This window comes from Nostoc sp. C110 (assembly GCF_043099725.1).
GTDB classification, from domain to species: domain Bacteria; phylum Cyanobacteriota; class Cyanobacteriia; order Cyanobacteriales; family Nostocaceae; genus Nostoc; species Nostoc muscorum_A.
This window is the reverse complement of record NZ_CP171148.1, coordinates 319,611-342,479: the sequence shown is the minus strand read 5'-3', so window position 1 is coordinate 342,479 and position 22,869 is coordinate 319,611. Positions and strand designations below refer to the sequence as shown.

At 41.1% G+C, this 22,869-nt stretch carries 15 protein-coding genes and 1 pseudogene; 5 read left to right on the top strand and 11 right to left on the bottom strand.

Annotated elements, in window-relative coordinates; translation table 11 throughout:
* The first annotated feature begins 330 nt into the window (after positions 1-330).
* Positions 331-1,011 (top strand): tetratricopeptide repeat protein, encoded by a 681-nt coding sequence (locus ACFFRD_RS07270; protein ID WP_392480968.1) that lies wholly within the window; start codon positions 331-333, stop codon positions 1,009-1,011.
* Positions 1,012-1,022: 11 nt separating this feature from the next.
* Here the strand turns inward: ACFFRD_RS07270 and ACFFRD_RS07265 are convergent.
* From ACFFRD_RS07265 to ACFFRD_RS07245, 5 genes and pseudogenes are all read right to left on the bottom strand, one after another.
* Positions 1,023-1,543 (bottom strand): annotated as a pseudogene (locus ACFFRD_RS07265) (ATP-binding cassette domain-containing protein); the annotation flags it as partial.
* Between the two features lie 207 nt (positions 1,544-1,750).
* Positions 1,751-2,002 carry a hypothetical protein gene (locus ACFFRD_RS07260; protein ID WP_190962132.1) on the bottom strand — a complete coding sequence of 84 codons (252 nt, stop codon included), beginning with the start codon at positions 2,000-2,002 and terminating at the stop codon, positions 1,751-1,753.
* Positions 2,003-2,004: 2 nt separating this feature from the next.
* A complete protein-coding gene (locus ACFFRD_RS07255; RefSeq protein WP_392480967.1) occupies positions 2,005-2,859 on the bottom strand; it encodes a hypothetical protein in 855 nt (284 codons plus the stop codon).
* A gap of 165 nt (positions 2,860-3,024) precedes the next feature.
* Positions 3,025-3,801: an RNA polymerase sigma factor SigF gene (locus ACFFRD_RS07250; protein WP_190962130.1), complete on the bottom strand. Its 777-nt coding sequence runs from the start codon at positions 3,799-3,801 to the stop codon at positions 3,025-3,027.
* Positions 3,802-4,618: 817 nt separating this feature from the next.
* The gene (locus tag ACFFRD_RS07245; RefSeq protein ID WP_012411115.1) at positions 4,619-5,452 is read right to left on the bottom strand and encodes a photosystem II manganese-stabilizing polypeptide; all 834 of its coding nucleotides are present in this window, start codon (positions 5,450-5,452) and stop codon (positions 4,619-4,621) included.
* 831 nt (positions 5,453-6,283) lie between these two features.
* Here ACFFRD_RS07245 and ACFFRD_RS07240 point away from each other — a divergent pair.
* Complete coding sequence (locus ACFFRD_RS07240; protein WP_392480966.1) at positions 6,284-6,634, top strand: hypothetical protein; 351 nt, start codon at positions 6,284-6,286, stop codon at positions 6,632-6,634.
* A gap of 100 nt (positions 6,635-6,734) precedes the next feature.
* On the opposite strand, the gene ACFFRD_RS07235 is transcribed toward ACFFRD_RS07240, so the two are convergent.
* Together ACFFRD_RS07235 and ACFFRD_RS07230 are read right to left on the bottom strand one after the other, a co-directional pair.
* Positions 6,735-11,783, bottom strand: coding sequence for a hypothetical protein (locus tag ACFFRD_RS07235; RefSeq protein WP_392480965.1), 5,049 nt, complete (start codon positions 11,781-11,783; stop codon positions 6,735-6,737).
* A 109-nt stretch (positions 11,784-11,892) separates the two neighbouring features.
* Complete coding sequence (locus ACFFRD_RS07230) at positions 11,893-13,224, bottom strand: P-loop NTPase fold protein (protein ID WP_392480964.1); 1,332 nt, start codon at positions 13,222-13,224, stop codon at positions 11,893-11,895.
* A 702-nt stretch (positions 13,225-13,926) separates the two neighbouring features.
* Between ACFFRD_RS07230 and ACFFRD_RS07225 the strand changes: the two genes are divergently transcribed.
* The 3 genes from ACFFRD_RS07225 to ftsZ all read left to right on the top strand — a co-directional run bounded on the left by ACFFRD_RS07225 (position 13,927) and on the right by ftsZ (position 17,002).
* Positions 13,927-14,781, top strand: coding sequence for a cell division protein FtsQ/DivIB (locus ACFFRD_RS07225; protein ID WP_114086113.1), 855 nt, complete (start codon positions 13,927-13,929; stop codon positions 14,779-14,781).
* A gap of 553 nt (positions 14,782-15,334) precedes the next feature.
* A complete protein-coding gene (locus ACFFRD_RS07220) occupies positions 15,335-15,625 on the top strand; it encodes a hypothetical protein (protein ID WP_242060700.1) in 291 nt (96 codons plus the stop codon).
* Positions 15,626-15,679: 54 nt separating this feature from the next.
* On the top strand, positions 15,680-17,002 hold the full coding sequence (gene ftsZ, locus ACFFRD_RS07215) for a cell division protein FtsZ (RefSeq protein ID WP_179073564.1): 1,323 nt from the start codon (positions 15,680-15,682) through the stop codon (positions 17,000-17,002).
* A gap of 469 nt (positions 17,003-17,471) precedes the next feature.
* Here ftsZ and gshB read toward each other — a convergent pair whose 3' ends face one another.
* The 4 genes from gshB to hflX all read right to left on the bottom strand — a co-directional run bounded on the left by gshB (position 17,472) and on the right by hflX (position 22,858).
* Entirely contained in the window at positions 17,472-18,437 is a 966-nt protein-coding gene (gene gshB / locus ACFFRD_RS07210; RefSeq protein WP_179073565.1) for a glutathione synthase, read from the bottom strand.
* Between the two features lie 212 nt (positions 18,438-18,649).
* Complete coding sequence (grxC, locus tag ACFFRD_RS07205; RefSeq protein WP_114086110.1) at positions 18,650-18,913, bottom strand: glutaredoxin 3; 264 nt, start codon at positions 18,911-18,913, stop codon at positions 18,650-18,652.
* A 374-nt stretch (positions 18,914-19,287) separates the two neighbouring features.
* The gene (locus ACFFRD_RS07200; protein WP_392480963.1) at positions 19,288-20,106 is read right to left on the bottom strand and encodes an XDD4 family exosortase-dependent surface protein; all 819 of its coding nucleotides are present in this window, start codon (positions 20,104-20,106) and stop codon (positions 19,288-19,290) included.
* Positions 20,107-21,112: 1,006 nt separating this feature from the next.
* Positions 21,113-22,858 (bottom strand): GTPase HflX, encoded by a 1,746-nt coding sequence (hflX, locus tag ACFFRD_RS07195; protein ID WP_190935917.1) that lies wholly within the window; start codon positions 22,856-22,858, stop codon positions 21,113-21,115.
* Positions 22,859-22,869 lie beyond the last annotated feature (11 nt).

The window sequence follows — 22,869 nt, the reverse complement described above, 5'->3', positions numbered from 1 at the left end:
TCAATGAATACCAAACCCTGTAAGCTTGACCTATCAAGATATAGGATTAAGTTAAGTGCCTATTGATATTTTTTAGAAGATGCGTATAAATACCGATTAAAAAAGGTGTCGTTTTGCTGTTGTACTGTTTTATATAGGATAACTTCATTTGATCTTTGATAGCTTATACTCATCCTTCAGTCAAAACTCTCTTATGGAGTGCTGAATGTAAAGGAACAGTGAATGAACTATTAATATCTAAATTCATACGAATAAATACAGTTTTCAAAAATCCATATTTTTGTTTTAATGTACAAGAAAAAAGTCCTCTAAAATTTCAGGAAATTTACTGTGTACAAACCAACATCATTCGTGTTTAGTGTGGTGTTACTAGGATGTTTTGCCTTCACCATACCTTCAGTAGCTCAAGCTCAGGTATTAGTGGCGCAAGCCAAAAACCCACAATTAAAGCAACTACTAGAAGAAGGACGGAGGTTAGTAGATAGTGGCGATTATGGTGGTGCGATCGCAGTTTATCAGCAAGCAGCTAATCTAGATCCCAAAAATGCTAAAATCCATTCAGGTATTGGCTACCTATACGCTCAACAAGGAAATTACCAGGCAGCACTAACTTCTTATCGTCGTGCGATCGCCATCAACCCTAACAACAGTGATTTTTATTACGCTGTGGGTTACATCAAAGCCAATTTGGGAGACACCGCTGGGGCAAAAGAAGGCTACCGTCGGGCCATACAGCTAAACCGTAATAACGTTAACGCCTATTTAGGATTAGCTGTGACCCAATCTCGTATGGGAGACTATAATGCTGCTACTTGGGCATATCAACAAGCAATAGATTTGGATAAAAACAACGCCCAGACTTATGAGTTGATGGGTTCGATGTATAAACAGCGACGACAAACCAAACAAGCCAACAGCTTGCTTCAAAAAGCCCGCGACTTGTACAAGCGGCGCAATGACTTACAAGGAGTGGACAGAGTAGAAGCTATGCTGCGGCAGTTAGGAGGATGAGGTTAATCTAACTAGCGTCCCGTTAATTCCACAAAAATATCTTCCAGATTAGAGGGATGCACCACCATTCCGGTTTTATCGGGCTATTCGTTTAAGTAGATATTTACTGCTTCCAAAAATGGGAAAAACGGACGCGATCATTTCCCACTTCAGGCACACCCAATTGCTTCATCACAAACCTTTTCCGTTAACAGAACAGAGCTGTTGTAAAGTTCCCAAATAAATCAGCCTATCGCTATCCATAATACCGATGTGTCCTCGCTTGGTAAAGCAAAAAGCATCGCACAAAAATTCAACCTCATCCATATAACGGGTCGTCAGTAGCATCGTCTCCTTGTTTATTTAAATACCGAATAATTTCCTAGAGACTTCGCCTGGTTTGGGGGTCTAGTTCTATCGTTGGTTCATCCAAAAACAGAATTTGCGGTTGATGCAATAAGGCTCTCGCAATCTGCAACTGTCGTGTCATACCCCCAGACAGGATTTTTACCAAATCATTACATTTTTCTGCTAGCTCAACATCCTTCAGCCATTACCTCAGTACTAATACAGATTCTCTCTGAGGTTGCTCCCAAACAAGGGGCAAAATTCTCAAGTTTCACCAAGTTTGGTTTTGTGCAGTTTAATAAATAATTGGTATTAAGTCGTCATACACCATAGTCCTACTCGGTCATTTATAAACAACAAAATTCCCGACTTCTCTAAAAAGTCGGGAATGTGAGGCTTGAATTTTCACAAATCAAATAGGATTTATATAGCGATTTTGATAGTAAGCCAAAATTTGCTTAACTTGTTGCCGACTTTGTGAGCCAGAATTCGCTGTCCACGAAATGGACAAACCATCAATTTGACTTTGATTGTAATCAAACTGTTGGGATGATTGGGGAATTAAATCCACTTCTACCCCTTCAACTTGACGTAAATGAGCTGCTATCTCTCTATAGACAGCTAAAGGACAACCAGCGAATTCAATTTTTTCCTTAGTCTCCATCTCTATGAAGCTCCAACATTAAGAGGATTTGAGGAGGGCGTTGCCACTGAAATAGGATTGCCATTAGCAGATGTAGCTGATGGTGTTGAGTTGACAGGCCCTTCCCCTACCATTTTGGCAACTTCGATACCAAATTGTTCGAGAATTACAATCGGGTTAGAGCCTCCATTCATTTCAATCCGTTTAATCAGTACGCCATTTGCTAATCGCTGTCCCGCTTGCACATAGCGACTCGTCGGCTCATCTGGTACTTTGATAATTGCCTGCGGTTCCTTACTAATTAGAACCACACCAGTCACAATAACTGCTCTTGCTAACTCAGGTTGTGCTGCTGGTGGCAATACAGATACTAAAGTCGGGTTGGGGACAACTTGAGGCAAAACCTTAGGTAAGACTGAAGTCAAAGTAGAATTAACTTTTTTTGGTACAGAAGCAATATTTTTCTTCTGATTTAAAGCTATGCGAGGTGTTGAAAGTTTTCGCCCTGCTAGCGATGCAGTCGGTAGCTTAGGCAAGATAGGAACAGGTTTTCCAGTCCCGGATGTTTTAGGCATTCCCGAAACCGTCTGTCCAAAAATTTGGGCAAACGGGTCAGTCCGATCTTTTGATACTAGAATTAACGGTGCCCGCTCTGTAGGATTAGTGGATTGAATCAAGTTAACAGATGCAGGAGTAACTTGTGAAACCTGTTTGGCAGGTATCACTGGATTCTTAAAGGATTGAGCCGTTGGTGGGGACTTTGCTACTATTTTAGGAATCGGCGCAGGATTGACAGCTTGTTGTGTATCTTCAGAAGCACATCCAGCGATCGCTAAGGTTAAAATAGCTGCAATTGTAATTTTTGAATTTCTGCCCATGAGCTGTTCTCAAAAGCCATTGAAAAATTGAAAAATGGAAATATACATGCCTAAAATTTGTATCAAAGGCAAAGTATGTTACCTTTATAACCTAATTTTTTACATTTCAAGGGTTATTTTTAACACTAACAGCCCAGCATAACTGCGGATTTAGTTTATTTGCAGTTAATCGTCTGCTACACCCATAAGCTGTTTCATCAAATCCAGACCTTTCTTGACTCTACGGGAAACTGTCACGACACTTATCCCGAGATGTTCTGCAACTTGTTTTTGTGTCAAATCTTGTAAAAATACGCATTCCAAGACATCACGGGTGCGTTGTTCGAGTTGAACCAATGCTTGTTGCAAGCGAAGTTGGTCTTCTTGTGCCAATTGAAAGCTGCGATAGTGAGGATCAGGAACCAATTCTCCCAAACAAGTAGAACCTTCTTCTCCATCTTGGATTGGCACATCAAGACTCAAGGGAGCGCGATTTATCCACGCTAACTTAATTTCTTGCCATTCGTTTGGAGAAATTTCTAGCGCTGTTGCTAATTCGGTATCTGTTGGTTGGCGATTGTGCTTTTCACGCCAAGAACGTGACACTCCTATTGCTTGCTGTTGGAGTGCTAACCACTTCCGAGGAATTCGCACGGTGACACCTTTATCTCGGAGATAGTGTTGAATTTCACCCCGAATATAAGGAAGAGCATAGGAACTAAAGGCATGTCCCTTGGAAAGTTCAAATTTTTCAATCGCTCTGATTAAACCTAAACATCCAACCTGGAGCAAATCATCGTAGGTTTCATGACATTGATTCGTCCAGTAGTGAGCTTCTTTTCTCACAAGTCCAAAATTGAGTTTTACCAGTTTATTGCGAACATTTTCTGACCGAGATTGCTGATATTCTCGCAACAACTGCCAAATTTCATGTTTTAGTTCATTGGTGACTGTGGTAGGCATAGCACCGTGCTTATTGAGTAAATTAACAATCAATTACTCACTTTTAAATTCAGTTGCGATTGTGCGATATTAAACAGAATATCGCGCTATATGTAATAGCAATTACTATGGGATTAACAACTTTTTTTAGGCAAAATCCCAATAGAATTACTTGACAACCGCGCAAAATTTAAATGGGTGAAGTTGATATTTAGTTTGTTATTTATCTTTGGGATAATTTGTAGCTATTTTTAGAACTACATAGAAATAAAATATAAAATTAATCACTAAATCTCAAACCGAGATTGTACGTAACTTTAATTAATTAATGGTGAAGCTAATTTCCAAAAACAAAACAACAATAGTCAAAATTTTATTAGATAGTAAAAGTTTGATTTACAGTAAAATTACCTGTCCATTCAACCGAAATTCAGCTAACAATTAAAAATAACTAATAATATTTGAAAAATAGTATGTATATTTACGCAAGCAAATACAACAAAATGCGAGATTGATCTTTTTTGTACTGGGAAGATATTGCGCGGCAAAATATCACTAACCCAAGCATATTAGGCTTTCAGCTTTCTCCCTCTTTGTCAGAAATCTATGTACCACCCTCAAAAAAGGCAGGGCTGTTTCATTCTTTCAAAGCCTCTTGAAAAACTGGGGACAAGGGAAGGAGAAATTCTTCTCTTGTCTCTTTTAGTCTCTGTAAGGCTTTTATAGGAATGAAACAGCCCTGAAAATGTGGGCAAAGAAGTTAACTTTTGCGATCAAACCTGATGTTTACAGAATTGTAGTTCTGAATGCCAGGTCAGTTATCTAAACTCTAGAGAATTTAGCTACGAGTCGATTCAACCCGTGCAAAAAATAGACCGCGAATCTTGACTTCTTTCGGTTCGCCAGCACCTAAGTCTGTATCAGATGGCTGTTCGCTCTCGAAAGTACCAGCAATTTCACCACTAGAACTATCAACTTTAGCGATTTGCAGAGAAATCTTTCCGTTAAGATTTTCAGCACGCTTGACGTTAGTGCGGGTAAGTTCTTCATCATCCGCTTGAGCGGGGAGAGCTACGGCATTATCGTAGCCACTGACGACACCACGACCTTTGGGATCTAGGAAGGCAGCACCACGATAGGAAGGAACTTTGAAAGTGCCTTCAAAGTCCGTAGAGGTGTTAATACTGCTCAAACTGGGTTGGGTTTGAGCAACCAAGTTTTTGATGGTGAAGAGGAAAGGTACTCGCTCACCGCCAGGAAGTTGTACGGTGATGGCTTGGAAGTCAAGACCATCAGTTTCCTCAAAGGTCAAGCTATTATCTGAGTTGATTTTTAGGTTGCCTTGCACCTGGTCAATAGTGGAAGTGTATCTAGTCAACAATTTGCCAGCAACAAATTCTGCTTCTTGGCGTTTATTAGCAGGTTCTTCTTTGATGAAAAAGCTAGTTGGTTCTAAGCAAAGTTCTTTGATGGCATAAGACTGGCTAGAATCAATGGGAATGGAGCCACGGCTTGTTTCTGCTAGTTGGGGGCATTTGTTCGCCAAGCCAGTGCCACGAATTTGGTCGTAAGTAAGTACATCTCTACTACTAGTAGCAGGAGCATCACTACAAGCAGTTATTAGTCCCAGGCACAAAGCCAAAAATGCAACAATTAAAGCGCGATACCTCATGGTCAACCTCAATCTCAAAAATTAATATCTAAGTTGTAAAACTGCATCGAAGCTTTGATTTCTGACGAAAAGCCATCTTCGAACTGACACTGGGTTGCTCTGATTACCAGAATTGAAACAAATGTCAGGGCGTATAGGCTGGAAGTCGCCAGTCAAACTTTTCTCTGCTAAACGTAGTTAAACGTGTCGTTCTCTTGAGCTTGGGGAGTAAACCCCAGAATAAGTAGCACACTGTATCCTTATTTGGATGTGTGTAACTAGGGGGCAAAAAACCAGCAGTTTTACTGTTGGTGGCATTTGTTAGAGTTGGGCGGGGGGATGAGTAAGCGCTACACAGAGCAGCATAAGTGCTTGCCTCAAAGAGTGCGAAGAGAGTTGTCTGCTTTGCACTTTGCTTTTGCCAATTGCAAAAGCAGCGTCGCCCAAGTCTTTTTGTATCATGTATGTGACGCTACTACATACAGCCCATTGTTTGATGGGTAAATTAGCCAGATCATACGATTTTTTTTAACTCAAAATCAAAGTACTCTTAATTAACAAAGTCTCGTTCCGATCGCATCTAGCTGATGTGGAGGCTATGCTAAAGGTTACTACGCTCTTTTAGGAGCGATCGCAATTGCTTTTAATAAAGATACAAATCTAGTTATATTCAACCCTTACTTAGGTAAGTGCAGGGAAGAGCAAAGGCGGTGAGTCTAGCAAAAAACCATCTAAAAGACTACAGTAGCTTTATTTTCTGGGCTCAATCTCTAGAGTAAGTACTGGCAAACTAGGGAAAATTAAAAATCTCCGGTAAATTTGAGTTGGTCTCATTTATACGGAAAAGTTGGCATGAACCATAACAAAAATCTGGAATCAGGGGAGTTGTCCTGTAAACTGCAAGCGATCGCAACTGTGGTGTATGATGCCGTGCAGGGTTGTGAAGGTGAGACTGTAGCTCTTTTGGCTTTGCTTAGGCAATTGGAACAGTTACACAGAGAGATCCGAGATGGGGTTTTTCAAGAGAGTTTGCCTGTTAACCGTCGGCAACTTTACTCACTCCTGAAAGATATTGAGTCTGAGGGAGGCTGGCCTTATATCGAGCGTATGAGACTACAAGCTTTTCTAGCGAATTTGCCACAAGAGGCTCCCCCAGAAAATAGTCGTGAAGTTTTAGAGAGCGATCGCTCCTTTGCTGATTAACTCGAAAATTATTTTCTACGTCTGAATTAACAACCCCGATCGCCTCATCAACCGCTAAACCAAGAGCGGTTGCTCATTGAGGCTTCAACTTAATTCATAATTAAAAAGAGTTTTTAGTGGGTATGCCATTACAAAGAAAGCGATCGCGCTCCTCAAGATTACGGTTGTGCTTGAGGTAATCACCCACCCAGTCGCAACCACGAACAAGCAGATCGTCAAGGTTTAAATTCCACAGAATTATCGTGTTGTCATCACTAGCTGATGCTAGTGTTTGACCATCTGGGCTAAAACTGACACTTAACACTGGGGCACGATGCCCATTCAGGCTTTTAATTAATTTGCCTTCATGACTCCAAAGTTTCACTGTACTATCCCAACTAGCAGCGGCAAGCAATTCACCATTGGGACTGAAAGTTACAGCGTTGACGCTATCGCTATACCCCTTTAATAAGGTTTTTAACAACGTACCATCCCGTCGCCACAGTTTTACTGTGTTATCCCAACTGGCAGAAGCCAGCAACTCATCAGTGGGACTAAAGCTGACACCTAACACCCAACTGTCATGGGGCGAAAAAGTTTTGAGCAATTTCCCTTCACGGTTCCACAGTTTTACAGTTTGGTCATCACTGGCAGAGGCTAAAATCTGACTATCAGGGCTGAAATTTACGCTATTTACCCAACCTTGATGCCCCACTAAGGTTTTGAGTAACTTACCTTGACGATTCCAAAGTTTCACAGTTTTATCTTTGCTAGCTGATGCCAAAAACTGACCATCAGGACTGAAATTCACGCTCATCACACTATCGCTATGTCCGTGAAGAGTCATGATTAAAGTACCGTCAAGCCGCCAAAGTTTCACGGTTTTGTCATAACTTCCTGAAGCCAGCATTTTACCTTTGGGGTCAAAACTGACACTAGGAACTTTACTTGTGTGCCCCATTAAAGTTTTGTAAAGTCGAGTTTTGAACTCGCCATTACTAGTGTATTTCTTCCAGAGTTTTACAGTGCGATCGCTACTACCAGAAGCCAGCATCTGACCGTTGGGACTCCAAGTAACGCTCAAAACTCGATCTTGATGCCCTTGAAGAGTAGGCGGTGTTGGGGCATTTAAACTCCATAGTTTCACGCTTTTGTCGAAACTTCCTGAAGCCAGCAATTGGTTATTTGGACTGAAAGCGATAGTAACAACAGCATCACTGTGTCCTTTGAAGGTTTTGAGTAAAGTACCAGTTACACTCCAGAGGTTTATGGTATTGTCTTCACCTGCGGAAGCTAACTTTTTACTATCGGAACTAAAGCTCAAACTCCATACTGTACTGCTATGCTGTCGTAAATTTTTGTAGAGACGAAAGTCAAAACTGCCTTTAGTGTTGTTATTTTCGCGCCGCCAAAGTTTCACTGTCTTATCTCGACCTGCTGAAGCTAAAAATTTACCGTCGGGGCTGAAAACAGATACAGTCACACCCTGCTGATGTCCCTGCAAAGTTGTAACCAGGCTACCATCCCGTCGCCAGATTTTCACTGTCTTGTCATCGCTGGACGAAGCGATTAATTGACCATCGGGACTAAAGTTTACCCAGTTAACCCACCCTCGATGTCCTCTCAGGGTTTTTACTAATGTACCGTCTTTGCGCCAGAGTTTTATGGTTGTATCCTTACTGGCAGTAGCTAACAACTCGCCATCAGGACTGAAATTAACGCTATAAACCCAATCTTTATGTCCTTTCAGGGTTTTATATGGCTTGGGATCAAATTCACCTGTAACCGGGTTTTTACTCCAGATTTGTACTGTTTTGTCGAGGCTGGCGGAGGCTAGAGTTTGACCATCTGGGCTGAAGCTTACACAGGTAACAGCATCAGTGTGACCTTTGAGGGTTTGGCGTAAACTACCATCAGGATGCCAAATTTTCACAGTCTGATCTCGGCTACCTGATGCTAGGGTTTGACCATCTGGGCTGAAAATTACTCCCCAGACAATATCAGTGTGCCCTTCTAAGCGGTTGACTTCTGTCACCCCATAAACCGCCTGTTGCAGGGCTGTTACCACCCGCATTCGGGTATCTGGTTGCACTCCATCTGCCTGTTTCAGTTCTCTCCAAGCTCGCAAACTTTCTAATAAAGCATCAAACTCTTTATTAGACGCAAATAGAGCTTCGCTAGCAGCTGTGATTCCACTAATCCTCAAGTTGGTTTCACTGCGTTCAGCTCGTAGAGTCTGGTGAATTGCTGCTGTTTTTTGCAAGTTGGCTTGCCACCATAATGTTGCTATTGTTCCCCCCATGATTGCCAGCACTACACCTACAAACCGTGCTTCTCGCAGTCGCCGTTGCAACACCAAATTGAGTTGCTTTTGACTCAGTTGTTGGGCTACTTCTGCTCTAATTTTTTCGAGTTTGATTTTTTCAAACTCGGCGAGCATACCATAGTTGTTTTTTTGGCGAATTGGTTCAACTAAATAATCATGAACTAGCTGGTAGCGATCGCCTAATTCTTCTCTGACTCGCAACACCAAACCTGAACCCACCAATATTTCTAAAATCAGTTCCCCAATTGTGTTAAAGCTTGATATTGTTTCTATATCATGGTTATTAATTAATGCAGCCGCTAAATCAGCTTTAGTTTTTAAAGGTCGCGTCCCTTTTTCATCAGTAAACTCAAATAATAATTTCCAACTTAACTCTTCATTCTCTGGGCCGCAGTCTTTGATCACTTCCCCTAGCCAGCGTTCAACCAATTTTGCCGAGCCGCCGCAAAGCTTGTATTGTCCAAGGGTAGTAATATTTTCTATTTGTAGTTGAGCGCCAACTATTTGTAATTCAATTGGATGTACTTCATCTAGTTCTCCTGTCAAATCCTGAACTAATCGGTTAATTAATTCATCACTCAGTTCATAATGAGAACGTTGAGTAAGACTGTGAATTATAGCGTTAGCATCCTGACTAGAGAATTTTCCTAGATAGTAGCGAATGTCCTTATCGAGAATATTTTTATTAATTATACCTAAATCATATAGTCCAATACTATTTTTTTGGCTCAATCGTTCAAATTCTAATAAATGATGCAAGTAATCTTCTCTTAACGAAAGAATTATTTTTACAAATGAAATATTTAAACATTCACTAAAGAATTGATAAAATTCAATTCTTTGTGTAGAAGGATTACTAATAAAAAACAATTCTTCAAACTGGTCTAATATGATAATTATTGTATAGTTGCGCTCGGTTGCTAAACGAATTTTTTCTAACAGTATATTGAATGTAGAGTCAGGATTAACTGATATTCCTGTGTATGCCAGTGCTTGGTTGAGACTGCTTATTAAGACTGTGAGCCAATCAGTATAAACAGACAAAACAATAGGTATAGGAATGCGCTCTCCGATAACTTTTCCTGTCAGAGCTGGGACTAAACCAGCTTTGAGAATTGAACTTTTACCTACGCCTGATGGCCCATAAATTACTGTAAGTTTATAGTCAGCACGACTAATTCTTTCAATCAAACGATTGACATCTTGCTGTCGTCCTGAAGCTGATATTTCTTGGGCAACTCCTTCAGGAATAAACGGTATTTTTTGAGGTTCCAATGCTGGGTTAATTCTAGATCGTTGCGGCTGTAACTGACTTGCGCCAATGAAGGCGCGAAACCCATACTGATGTTCTATCTGAATTTTTTCTTGCTTGAGTTTAAAGGCTTCTGTATAGTTATGACGCTCAAAAAAGTAAAGCGATCGCAGTTCCTCTAAAATCTCTAAATATAGTGATGGCTGATGTTGTAGCTCACAAACTACCCTCGCCCATTCTAGGTTATTTATCGCTTCTTCTGATTCACCTAGATGTCGCTGTGTACGTGCAAGCAACAGAAGATACCAACTTTCTTGTCGTCGTGTTCGCAAAGCATCTCGCAGAGAAACTTCTGTTGCTTCTTCGGAAATAGAAAGTGCTGCATTCGCAAATTCATGAGCTAGTACCCAATTCGACTCTGAAATTGCTACATTTGCCAAAAAACCATAATTTTGAGCAATTTGTGCAGGAGTTCCATAGGTTTTATTTAGAAGTAATGACTTTTGAGCTAATTTTTTTAAGTCGTCCCAAGCTTGTAAACGTTGCAGCATTTCACAAGCAGGCAAAATAAATTTAGCAACTAAGTCTTCTCTTTGTACCTCCTCCAATACGTCCAGGCATTGTTTAAACCACAAGAGAGCATGTTCACAATACCTACTATTACTATTATTGTGTAGGTCTGCCATGCGGTGATAACACAGCCCTAAGTGGAATAGTACTATTGCTTGCTTGAGTAAAGACGAAGGAGTAGGGTGAGGACATGAGAGAGGTAAAGAAGAATTACTCTCCAACTCAGCTACTCTCTTCGTTTCCTGCTGCCATAATGCTAGACTTCTTTGATAATTGCCTAAAGCACCATTAATTTGATCGTTGGCATATTTATCTCGTCCTAACACAAATTCTAAACTAGCTTCTAATCCTGGTGTTAATTGAACACCATATAGACGCAGCAAATCATTACGGGCTGATTCTATTTCGTGGCGGTGTTGAGACTTAGGATCTAAATCTAGGGAGGCATTAGATAAAAATGTTTCAGCACCTGCTTCTAAAACTTTGGCAAATAGAGATTCTGCTTCTTGATGAATCAAAGCAATTAAATCTGCTTTTGCCATTTCAAATTTAATCGTAGTTGCAGCCCAACTTTTAAAATCAGGTGCTAATCTGGACAACAATGATGCAACTTCATCTTGTAGCCACAACACTACTGGAAATGGAAAAGTTGCGGCATATATATCTCGCGCTTGGTTAATGCCTGTAAGTAAGTTTTCTAGGTCGATTGCTGACTCAATACCAAAAACCATAACAGCAGCTGGCAAAGAGTCTGTGAGGACAGCAGGATTATCTAAGGATAGTTCTGTGACTATTGTGTTGTGTAAGGAAGTTGTTGACGAATTGAGGACGATTTCTCTGATATAAGTATCTTTGGTGATGGAGCGAATATTTTCTAACATTTGCTCACGCAATTGCCCATAGTTACACCGAACTAAAATTAGGGCAAATTGACCTTCAGAAAGTGCGATCGCTCTAATCAGTCTTTGCAATGTATGCTGATTTTCTTTTGTGGAGACGTGTAGCTGCTTGTCAGTAGTCATTTGTTATTGGGCATTGGGCATTGGGCATGGGGCATTGGGCATTGGGCATTAGTTATTAGTCCAATGGCCAAGGACAAAGGACTAATGACTATTAACTGACCCAGCACTATTACTTGTTTTGTTGCCAAGCTAAAACTTTTTCTGTTTCTGCTAGGGCTGGACTGATGCCAAACCAGCGCCCCAGAGGGTCACGATATTCGAACAAATACATACTTCGTAATAAGCTTTGATAGTCAGACTCACCTTTAACTCTCTGTTGTTGCACTACTTCAAACAATAATTCCCACTGGGATTCATCAATAGCTAATAGCAGATCGTCTCGGTAGTCTTTAATCACAGCTTCTAAGCATTCTCTAGAAAAAGGTGGATCTTGTCGTTGCAGGCAGCTATAAAGTAAACCCAATAAGTTACGAATGTGGCCACCGCTAACGCGACATATCCGATCCAAGGTTTGGGAATGATCGAATAATTCTGTAATTAATAAAAGCCTTTCATTCAAAGAAACTTCTGGAAAAGCTCTTGCTAAGACTAACTGGCGTACTAGTGACATTCCTGGTTCGTAATCACTGCCATCTCTTTGCCGCACTAACACCATCGGCAGTACTTTTGGTGCAATACCTCCCCCCAGGCGATTTTTTAGTGTTTCATACTCATTGGAGAAAATTAGTGTTAGGGGAATTGTGTAAACTAGATGGCATTTGAGTCGGCGTAGCTGTTCGCCTCGGTCGATAAAGAGATATTCTGGTTGCGATCGCCCCGATGCTAAGGGACGCATATCGACTCGATCCAAATTATCTACGATCACTACCAGTCCTTTTTGACCCCGCAGCTTTAACTGTTCAATAGCCCTTTCTAAAATTTCTTCGTTAATCGCTTGCAAAATACTATTGGTACGTGGTTCCAAATATTGCCTCAGTTGATTCCGCATCTGAGTGCTATCTTTGGTTTTGGCGGTAATTTTGGCAATACCCAAGGATAATTCTGCTTGTCCAGAAAGCTCTATGGGGCTTTGTAGAAAATCGCCTACTTCTTTAAACAAATTGCTAAAGTAACCACCTTTGAGTTTGATGTTAATGCCTTCTAAACTGGCACTGACTTGACGGGCTACACTCAGCAAAATATCGCTGATATCAATATCCGCCATGTCTAAGTCTTGACTGGACTCAAAATAAACCACATGAAATCCTGCCAATTCTAGTTCTGTTTTGAGGCGCTGCAATTCCGTTGATTTACCGCAGCCAATGTGACCCGTAAATAACTGACAGGTTGGCTCATCAGGAGAAATCCGAACTATAGTCCGTTGCAATTCTTCGACAATCTTACAACCACGGACATCAGCAAAATCTATGTAATACTGGCGATCTAGCACGTTGCTTATATTAAGCGTGTAGCTTGGATTACATGCTTTATAAAAACGTGACAAATTGAATGTCGTTTTCATGTATGTATAGGTGTATGTAGACGCGTGTGTAGATGCAGTTAACTCGTATTTTTTATACAAACAATCTCTAACTTTGATGTAGGCACACAATTAATTCGCAAGTTGGTAGTGTCTTGCAAAAGACAGCACTTATTACAGGATCACTGTCAGTATCTGTCAGTAGTATGATAGAGATTTAATTGACCCTAATAACCTTAAACATATCTGTCCTTTTTACACCTACTATTGAGGTTTTGACAATCTCATAGCTTTTCTTTAACCTGACACAAACCTTGATGACGGAGTTAATCAGTAAAAAAAGCTACTCGATTATATTATTCCCTGTTTGTATAGTTGATGAGACATGACTAGTATGAATTATAGCAATCTATACAGAGACAAAGGAAGACTTATTTATCACTTCACATTCTATTTGTCAATAAAACAAAATCAGAAATATTTAAATTAAGATTTTGTAATCTTTAAAGACAAAATGTTTTATGTCCCTTGTCAAAAAGACAACAGTGAGTTAAGAATGGACACCGGAAACTTTAATAGGAAGGATGACTAGAGACTACGTTCGTTGTGTACTTACTGTAAAGTGTTACTAAAAATAAAAAAAGTCTTGAGGAGAGCGGCTAACAGATGCCGACAGTGTTTACTGAAATTAATAATGATACAAGCGCGTCAAGGAATTTGGATTGTAACTAGAAAGGGGTTTGAATGGCTGGCATAATATCAGTTTCCCGCACGGATCTTGCCCAGCGTCGTAAAAAATTACGTCGGCGACGGCAGATGAGAATTATTCAAGCTATTTGGCGAACCTTTGCCATTACCGGTTTGGCGGGTGGATTGCTGTGGGTAGCAGTTCAACCAGTATGGGTGTTAAAAACTCCCAAACAAGTAGTGATGAAATCAGGCAATCAATTACTGTCAGATGAGACAACTCAATCCCTATTAGTGCTATCTTACCCCCAATCTTTGTGGCGGATTGAACCAGCAGCGATCGCAAACTCTTTGAAAAAACAACCAACTATTGCCCAAGCGATCGTCAGACGTCGCCTGTTTCCTCCCGGATTAAACATCGAAATCCAAGAACGAGTCCCTGTCGCAATGACTCAAACAGCAAGTGGGGCAAATCAGGGTACTGGCAATAAAAAAGTCACAATCGGCTTACTAGATGCAAGTGGGGCCTGGATACCTTTAGAAAAATACACATCACTGAATCCCACTAGAAAATTACCCAATCTCAGAGTAATTGGATCGCCCAAACAATACTGTCTCAACTGGGCTCAAATTCATCAAGCTATCAGCCAAAGTACTGTGAAAGTAGTGGAAATTGATTGCCAAAATCCAGCGAATTTAATTTTGAAAACAGAACTAGGAAATGTGCATCTTGGCGTTCCAGGTACTCTGTTGTCTGAACAAATTAAGGTACTCGCCCAAATGCGTCATTTATCAGCGAAACTCGATTCTGGTCAAATAGAGTATATTGATCTGAAAAATCCCGATTTTCCCTTAGTACAAATGAACCAAAAAGATCAAAAATTAACTCCCAAAAACCCTAAAAATATCTAGCGTGTTTAATGTATTGATAGCTCTTAGTAAATTAAGAAGCTTTATGCTGATAAATATATTTATTATTTTCAGTTTTCCAGCAACTGCGCGAAAATCGGCATTAACTTCTAATTAGAATGAGAAGATCAATCATGAAATCTCTCTTGTGAGTAAAACACTCTCAAATTGTTACCCTAACATTAGGGTGCAAGATGTCTGACAATATAACTTTGGTCTGTTGAGGATACTTCCAAAGACAGTTTACTGAAGTTCAAATCTGTAACTTAAAGTACTACCAAAGGTTGCGTAAAGGCTACTTTTGGGCAATCAGTTTGGACTATTCTGTACCATATTTCTTAATTGGGTTACGAAACCTCCAGGGAAATCTTGATTTGTTGACCACACTAGTGAGGGTTCTCGTAAGATAGACTATTGCTCCAACAAAGTGTCCATTAAGACTCCCCAAACAACAAATTAATCAGGTATAGTCTGACAAGTAAATTCTTGCTTACTTCAACCTTAAGAATAAGTAAGTATCAGGTAAATTTTGTGTCTAAAGTTGCAATTATCCCCAATGGTGAAACCTATTAACAATATTATTGAGGCAGATAAGATGCGCTGTAGTGTGTCTTTAGAAGTTATGTTCTCCGATGAGAAGAATGAAGAGATTAATGTCTGGTTGAAGTTATACAGGTCACTTTTGGATAAATATAGGTATACTTCTCTAGAATTGGCTGTGCGATCGGCTGCATTAAAAGCTGATCTCATAGCAAATTTTCATACCGCCAATTCTGTTAGGCTTGGCAGTAGTGAAAACAATAAAGAACAGTGCCATAGTATTGTGGCAGTGTCAAACTATAGTTGACTCTTAAGTGAATAGCACCTGGAAAAGTCGTTTATCTACCCTCTCACAAATCCAATGACACTTGATAATAACCAAGGACTCACCTATAAAAATTCCCAATCACCGGGACAGCCTGGGTTTTCTCTGGCAGTTAACTCGACCAATCCCTTTAATAACTCTGGGATGAACTTCGGACAAAATCACGATAATAAGAAAATTTTTACGGAAAATAGCCGCATTGGGGAAATTGTTCCTGGTCGGGTTGCCAACATCAAAGTGATTGGTGTCGGTGGCGGCGGTGGCAATGCCGTTAACCGCATGATCGAATCTGATGTCTCTGGTGTAGAGTTTTGGTCAATCAATACTGATGCCCAAGCTTTAACTCTGGCAGGCGCTCCCAGTAGATTGCAAATTGGACAAAAGCTAACGCGGGGCTTAGGAGCAGGTGGTAATCCTGCAATTGGTCAAAAGGCAGCTGAGGAATCACGAGACGAAATTGCTACAGCTTTAGAGGGTGCAGACCTAGTATTTATCACCGCTGGTATGGGCGGTGGTACTGGAACAGGTGCAGCCCCAATCGTGGCAGAAGTAGCCAAAGAAATGGGCGCTCTCACTGTTGGTGTAGTAACACGTCCATTCGTTTTTGAGGGTCGCCGCCGCACCAGCCAAGCGGAACAAGGGATTGAAGGACTAAAAAGTAGAGTAGATACACTGATCATTATTCCCAACAACAAATTGCTGGAAGTGATCCCCGAACAAACACCTGTGCAAGAAGCTTTTCGCTATGCAGATGATGTGCTGCGTCAAGGGGTACAAGGTATTTCTGATATCATAACGATTCCCGGTTTGGTAAATGTTGACTTTGCTGATGTCCGGGCTGTGATGGCAGATGCGGGATCGGCATTGATGGGTATTGGCGTTAGTTCTGGAAAATCTAGAGCCAGAGAAGCTGCGATCGCAGCTATTTCTTCACCATTACTAGAATGTTCTATTGAAGGTGCTAGAGGAGTTGTCTTTAATATTACAGGTGGTACTGATCTTACTTTACATGAAGTGAATGCAGCCGCAGAAGCAATCTATGAAGTAGTTGATCCCAACGCCAATATTATTTTTGGGGCTGTAATTGATGACAGACTCCAAGGTGAGGTCAGAATTACTGTAATTGCCACCGGGTTTACAGGTGAAGTGCAAGCTGCGGTACAACAAAGCGTAGCTAGCGTTCGAGTCGCACCTAATACCTCCAAGCGGCCAACAACACAACAACCCGCAGTTAATCCCCCAACCTCAACTCCAACCTCAACTCCAAGTTCAACTCCAACTCCAACTCCAGAACCAAAAGAAAAACCTGGATTGGATATACCTGACTTCTTGAGAAACCGACAAAGACCACGGAATTAAAAGATTTTGGATTTGAGATTTTAGATTAAATTAGCAGTCTCAGGTTAGGCTGAGTGCTGTATAAAATCTGTTAGTTTCAGGGTTTACCAAAAGCAGGGATAAGCAATCCGTTGCCATCCCTAATTTTGCTAATTGGTAAAGAAATTTGTTAAAGCTACTTATAAGATTAACTTGGGCAGGGTTCTACTGGCTCCCATGTCTAGCTTTGCTTTTGGAACTAAATAAATTCAGAAGACCTGGCCAACTAGGAATGCTTAAATGTAGCCCGTCGTAGACATTGCTACATCTACCTCCGCCATTCATTAAACTTATATTCTGTATAAACAAAGCTGCGTGGGTGAGTTGCCCACGCAAGCACCCGAAGTAATTCTATTTTTTAGTAGTAGATAAGACTTTGACTTAACTCTAGTTCAGTGGCTTCAAATCAGCAGGGGATTTGACCCCTGCTGATTTACTCTTCCTGCCTCCTTCAATTCAATGACTGTTCAATCCATTGAATAACTTGATAACCAAGGTTAGTACCATCTAGACGATCAATTTCACGAATTCCCGTAGGACTGGTGACGTTAACTTCAGTTAAGTAGCCACCAATAATATCTATACCCACAAAAATTAAACCGTCTTGGCGTAAGCGTTCGGCTACTTGGGTGCAAATTTCATGTTCTCTTGGGGTAATTTCAGTTTGAGCGACTGTACCACCAGTTGCCATATTATTGCGAAAGTCACTTCCGCTAGAGAGGCGATTGAGCGCACCAATCGGTTCGCCATTGAGTAGGATAATGCGTTTATCTCCTTCTTTTGCCTCCGGTAGATAGGTTTGTACCATTACTGGAACTCGACCTTGGAGGGTACTGAGTTCGACAATAGAGTTAAAATTGCGATCGCTAGATTGCAAAAATAAAATTCCTTCCCCGGCTTTGTTTCCTAGTGGTTTGAGAACAGTTGCCCCCTTTGCTTCAACAAATTGCCGAATAAACTGCTTATCAGCACTGACAATCGTTTCTGGAATCGCTTTGGTAAACTGGAGGGCATACATTTTTTCATTTGCCCCTCGAATGCCGCTAGGACTGTTAATCAGTAAAGTTTTATTTTGGTCAACATAATCCAGAATGTAGGTGGCATAGAGGTAAGAATCATTGACAGGTGGATCTGTCCGCATAAATACGGCATCCATTGTCTCTAAAGAAGTTAAGGAGGAATCACTTAATTTATACCAAGGATTCGCCGCTATCCAGCGTCTCTCCACCAACTGTACTGGTACAAGTTCAACTCGCTGTAGGACAGCCCAAGCTTTGCCCTCCACCACACTCAGCAGATTTGCTTGAGTTACCCAAACTTCGTGTCCCAGGATTTGCGCTGCTTCGATCAGGGCAATGCTGGTATCATGACACGGGTCAAGCAGATGGATCGGATCAATGATAAAAGCCAGTTTCACCCTTTATACCTCAATCACCAAGAAATTAAATGGTTGTTCAATTATTATCTCTTGATGATCTTACTAATTGATGTACATCTGTACTGCTGAGTAGGAACTGGAGGGTAAAATCTTGTGGACAGATACTTTTGCGAGAAAAATTTCGTAAACAGAGTTGTAGTGACTGCCGTGTAATTTGCAGTGGCTTGTCGCTAGTGCAATATCTTCTAGACTTACACGGAAGTTAGTAGCTCATCTAGCTTGCCTTGACTGTCTAAAGCGTGGATGTCATCACAACCACCAATATGATCATCATTGATGAAAATTTGCGGTAAAGAGCGCCTTCCATTTGCTCTTTGAGCCATTTTATTTCTGGCTGCCTCATCTCCGTCAATGCTGTATTCTGTAAATTCAACACCCTTACTCTTCAGCAAACTTTTGGCACGGATACAAAACGGGCAAGTCCTCCAAGTGTAAATTTCTACTTTTGCAGCCATAATGTCCTCAACTTGATTTAATACTTTTTAATTTTAGAACGTTGCAACTGGCTGTAGGTGTTCTATGCCGTTTTGACTTTACTTTCAGAAGTGTCTAACTAAATTCAGTTATTGGTTTCGCTGAGTTTCTTCGAGATTCGCTACACTTAGCCAGCTTTTTGTGCAGAACTATGCAAAACGAAAAATCGTTGAAAAGCCTAGAAACAATGCAAGCTTTGCAACGATTTATCATTATTAGCCTAATTTACACCATGTTGTACTTAATCAATTTTTACAGAATATAGGGTATGCACACTTGATTTTCTAAAAAAACAGTATTTCCTTTTATGGAAGTATCTGGTGTTTCTCAGTGCTGACAGCTAGAAAACTGTCACTTAGGCTACTACTAAAGATTTTTTCCTCACCACTTTCAATGCACCCACTGCAAACAAACCAAGGGCGGCTGTTGTCTCAGGTTCAGGTACTTTTTTAGGTGGAGGAGGCGGAGGACTATAATAAGTCCCTTGTGCTTTTATAATGCTAGGCTCACTTAAAGCGGTGCCATATTGGAAGCGAACACTGCCAATTTTGCTTATATCAAAGTTAGTGGGCAGTCCTGACAAAACGAACGTGGCCGAATTGTCAACAAAACTTCCTCCTTTGACTGGTGAATTTGCATTAGCATTGTAGCCGTCAATAATGCCGTAATTCACTTGCTGCTGTCCACCAATGCCTTGAAAAATACCTAAGCCGGCAGTACCTAAACCATAGTCTTGGGTTACTCCATTAGTAAGTCCTGCGGAATTGGTAGTAGATGCAAATGCCCATTCTTTGCCATTAGGAGTATTGAGAAGATTTACATTATTTGTAGTGGTAGAGGGATTGTTTTGAGTGACCGTTGCAGCTGTTGCTGAAATTAACGATAAGTTTAAGGGAGATCCAGCATAGTCCCAAAAGACTGATGTAAGAACATCAGAAGGGACTGAAACATTTTTCATGTTCGTCAGAGTCACTGTCAACTTACCTGGATTGAGTAAGTCATCAAAGACAACTGATGATGCCAGAGCATTCTTTGATGCTGAGTTAGTTCCTGTGACTGAGAAAGTCATAGAGGCTGCATCTGCTTGAGACATCTGTGAGACTGTCACCACAGCTAATGCTGACATACAACAGACTGCATAACCCGCTATTTTCTTGGAATATGGTTGAGACACTCGATTGAAACTCCTTTTCTTTTTATTGAGGATATTTAAGACCTCTCAAAATAACTTTTTTATGGAAGTTACCAAAGTCTAAATTTACACAAACAAATACCAACTGTCTACGTTATTTGTCGAGGTTAGCTAAAAATTTAAATTTGGAATTATCAATATATTTTTTATGAATTGATGGAGATTTTCAGTATTTACACTTGATATATTTTTTTAAATTATAATTTTCTATATTCACGCTGAATAATCAATATTTGGTTTCTCGATGTTATTACTTAATCAACAGATTTTCAGGAGATATTGATTATTCTATGAGGAAGATTTGTAGGTTGGATAGAGCGCAGCGTTGACCTATAGAAAACCAGCCTACACTAGGTATCTCACGCCAATCTACACAAGTAGATGTTTTAATCTTTCACTAAGTATATGAGCTAAATTAAATCTAGGACTCCTATTTGATGCTTGAAAACATACTGAGGATGAAAAGCCAGCTTTATCAGGGTTTTATTGAAAATATTGTTCAAAATCAGATTTAATTTTTGAAAAAACTCACTAAAACTCAAAAAGGCTTTTTCCCTACTTGCTACTCCTCACTCCCTGCCTAGCTCGCTTGCGCTAAGCGCACCACGCAAGTTAGTATGGCTACGCCACGCGCTGCACGAACAAAAATCAGACAGGAGTCATAAAACTATTGTACTGGTGTCAATACGCTTGGGTTAAGCAAAGAGCAACCCAACAAATGCCCGGAAATGTTGGGTTTTGTTCCTCCACCCAACCTACGCAGTTTAAGTTTTTTGGCGCTAACTGAACCGTATTGGTACTGGTGTGGCAATGCTAAAATGGTGCATTAAAAATATCTAGAGAATTAAAGTTTAAAAGCATAATTCAACTTTTCTACTCTTCCTTATAAAAATGCAATAAATAAGGGAAGGCAATTTATCGCCTTCCCCAAAGTTAAATATTCACGACACTCATATAAAGTGCTAACACTGAATTAGTTACTCAACATTTACCTACTGTCAACTGCATATTCAATTAGTTGAGCAAGGCGGTGACGTAGGGTTTCTAATCCCAAGCGCTGACTCGCTGAAATAAATACCGCTAGGGGAAATTCTTCTCTAGCTAAAGCTAGTGTCTCACTATTTGCTTGATCGATCTTGTTAAAAATAACTAGCGCCGGGCCAGGAGTTATGGGCATTTGCGCTAAGATTTCTCTGACTGAGCGAATATGACGCAACCAAGCTGGGTGAGACAAATCCACCAAATGTAGTAGGGCATCAGCTTCTGTGACTTCCTCTAAGGTGGCGCGGAAGGCATCCATTAATGATGCAGGTAGTTCGTGTATGAACCCTACTGTATCTGTAATTAAAATTTCCTGATGTTCATTGGTTTCGCCATAAGGAATCACCAGGCGGCGGGTAGTAGGATCGAGAGTGGCAAATAGTTGGTCGGCTGTATAAACTTCTGCATTTGTGAGAGCGTTCAACAGGGTAGACTTACCAGCGTTAGTATATCCAACCAAAGCTACTGAGGGAATTTCTCGATGCTGCCTTCGTTGCCGTAACCGCGAACGATGGGCTTGCAACTGAGTTACTTCTTTTTGCAGTCGAGAAATGCGCTGCCCAATGGCACGGCGTTCAGTTTCCAGTTTGGTTTCACCAGGGCCACGAGTCCCAATACCACCACCCAATCTGGACATAGTACGACCTCTACCAGCTAGTCGCGGTTGCATGTATTCTAACTGTGCTAGTTCTACTTGCAATTTACCGGCACGGGATTGAGCGCGTTGAGCAAAGATATCCAAAATTACTTCGGTGCGGTCAACCACCCGAATGCCAATTTGCAATTCTAAGTTGCGAACTTGGGAGGGTGAGAGGTCGCGGTCAAAGACGACAAGATTAACTCCTAGTGTTTGGGCTGTTAGGGCAATTTCTTGCACTTTACCTTCCCCAACTACTGTTTGGGGATGAACGCGTGATCGCTTTTGTTGTATTGTCTGTAATACATCTCCCCCGGCAGTATCAACTAAACGCGCCAATTCTGCTAGAGTATCTTGGAATTGTAGGGGAGTTGTCTCACTGGTCATCAGCCCCACAATTAGCACGCGATCGTGGTCAGCATGTACTTCCTGGGCAATAAATTCGCGCTGGAATTCTGCTTCCAGATTTTCTACCAAGTCTACTAAATCCTGGTCTGCCAAATCATCCAAACCCATAGGTGGCGATATATTCCAACTTGGGGTTTGAGTTTTGCTCTCTTCTACTTTAAAAGCAGCAGGACTAGTAATCAGGGTGCGAGACTCTTGGGGTATTAGATGAGCTAGATAAGCTTCTTTGACATACCCAGTTGCACCGCCTCCCCGCCGTGTAAATCCGGTTCCGGTAATGTTTAGGACAACTAGGGCATCTAATCGTTGCAGGGCCATAGCCGTGAGTGCCGCTTCATTTGGCGGTTCTGGCTTCAGATGGGTGGCAATACAACGAATACCACTGAGTCGTTCTGCACCGTAACGGGGCAATTCCATCGGTGGTATTTGCGTTTGACGTGGTGTGCCTACCCCGACGCGAATCACTTGTCCGCGACGGTTGATGTAGGCGCACACAGGCTGATTGACTTCTGTGCTAATTGCTGCCAGACGCTGGGAAAACTCAGGCGTGGTGATGCGATCGCCTGGTATACGCTGGTGATACAGCCGCTGTAGTTGCTTCAGCTGGCTGGACTTTAAACCTTGGAGATTTCCGTAGATAGTTTCTATAGGCGTTTATG